This window comes from Mesorhizobium sp. LNHC232B00, assembly GCF_000502435.1.
Classification (GTDB): Bacteria; Pseudomonadota; Alphaproteobacteria; order Rhizobiales; family Rhizobiaceae; genus Mesorhizobium; species Mesorhizobium opportunistum.
The window spans coordinates 1-1,640 of sequence record NZ_AYWP01000072.1 but is presented as its reverse complement, the minus strand read 5'-3'; the positions used below and the strand labels follow the sequence as shown (position 1 = coordinate 1,640).

Below are 1,640 nucleotides of genomic sequence, written 5' to 3'. Positions count from 1 at the left end.
CACCCCACGCACACGCTCGCCTGGGCCGCCTGGTGTATCGCCAGGCTCGGAGGCTGGAACGGCTACGAAAAGGAACGCCCGCCAGGGCCTATCACCTTCACCCACGGCCTCAGACGCTTCAACGCCATCGTAGATGGCTTCGTTCTCGCCTCACAAAAATGAGCCCGAAGCAAATGTGTGCCCACGCTAGCCTTGTGGGGAGGTCGGACCGCAGGTCCGGGTGGGGGTCGATGCCGCACCCCCACCCCGCTGCTTCGCAGCGACCCTCCCCACAAGGGAGAGGGTGAAACGCCAGCCTCTGCTTGCTTGCCTCCACCGGCCACACGCGGCATAGATCGGGGCATGACCGAAACCTACCATCCGCGCCGTTCGGTGCTCTACGTCCCGGCCTCCAACGACAAGGCGTTGGCCAAGATCGCGCAGCTTTCGTGCGATGCCGTCATCATCGACCTGGAGGATGCCTCGTCGCCGGCCGACAAGATCGCCGCGCGCGGGAAGTTGGCGAAGATCTTCGCCGATGCCGATCGCCGCTGCGAGATGATCGTCCGCATCAATGCGCTGTCCAGCGAATGGGGCGCCGATGACCTGCTGGCCGCCGCAAGCTGCGATCCCGACGGCATCCTGTTGCCCAAGGTCGATACGCCGCGCGACCTGCTCGAGGCCGGCGATATGCTCGACGACAATTTTGCCCCCGATAGCGTAAAATTATGGGCGATGATCGAGACGCCCAAGGCGCTGCTCAACATCGGCGCGATCGCCGAACTTGGCCGCGATCCGGCCTCGCGCCTTGATTGTGTCGTTGCCGGAACGAATGACCTGATCAAGGACACCGGCGTGCTGGCGACACCCGATCGCCGCTACCTCGTGCCCTGGCTGATGCAGATGGTGCTGGCCGCGCGCGCCGGCGGCCTCTGCATGCTGGACGGTGTCGCCAATGATTTTCGCGACCTCGACGCTTTCGCCCGCGAATGCACGGAATCCGCCGCCATGGGGTTCGACGGCAAGACGCTCATCCACCCGGCTCAGATCGAAGCCGCCAACCGCGCCTTCGTGCCAACAGCGCAAGCGGTGGCCGAGGCGCGCGCGGTGAAGGACGCCTTCTCGCTTGCCGAAAATGCCGGCAAGGCCGTGATCGCGCTGAATGGCAGGATGGTCGAGCGGCTGCACCTGACGCAGGCTGAAAAACTGCTGGCGAAGGCCGCCGCCATCGGCGCATGATATCGGCCCTATGCTCGCGGGCTATGAATATTCACGACAGGACTGAAAAATGAAACTCTATCGCTTTCTGACGGCCCCCGACGATGCCAGCTTCTGCCACAAGGTGACGGCGGCGCTGAACAAGGGCTGGCACCTGTTCGGCTCGCCGACCTACGCCTATGACAAGAAGGCCAAGACCATGCGCTGCGGCCAGGCCGTGGTGAAGGACGTCGAGGGCCAGGAATATGGGCCGGATACCAAGCTCAGCGACTGGTAGATTTTGCCAAGCGGCGAGGCCCTTCTCTCTCTTCGTCATCCTAGGGCGTAGCAAGGAGCGAAGCGACGCGGCGCAGACCCTAGGTGTTTAGTCCCGGCATTTGATGGACTGGATTGAGTCGGAAGCGTTTGGGCTCTTTTTGCCAGATTTTGCAGATGAACTCATA

General features: G+C 63.1%; 2 protein-coding genes. Both read left to right on the top strand.

All coding sequences use genetic code 11. The features are described 5' to 3' along the window. Positions 1-342: 342 nt before the first annotated feature. The gene (locus X743_RS137760) at positions 343-1,218 is read left to right on the top strand and encodes a CoA ester lyase (RefSeq protein ID WP_023769480.1); all 876 of its coding nucleotides are present in this window, start codon (positions 343-345) and stop codon (positions 1,216-1,218) included. 49 nt (positions 1,219-1,267) lie between these two features. Then, complete coding sequence (locus X743_RS137765; protein ID WP_023769479.1) at positions 1,268-1,474, top strand: DUF1737 domain-containing protein; 207 nt, start codon at positions 1,268-1,270, stop codon at positions 1,472-1,474. Positions 1,475-1,640 lie beyond the last annotated feature (166 nt).

What these genes read in the sequence shown, in the direction of transcription:
- X743_RS137765 (WP_023769479.1), top strand. Translation starts at nt 1,268, where the DNA reads ATGAAACTCTATCGCTTTCTGACGGCCCCCGACGATGCCAGCTTCTGC.
- X743_RS137760 (WP_023769480.1), top strand. Translation starts at nt 343, where the DNA reads ATGACCGAAACCTACCATCCGCGCCGTTCGGTGCTCTACGTCCCGGCC.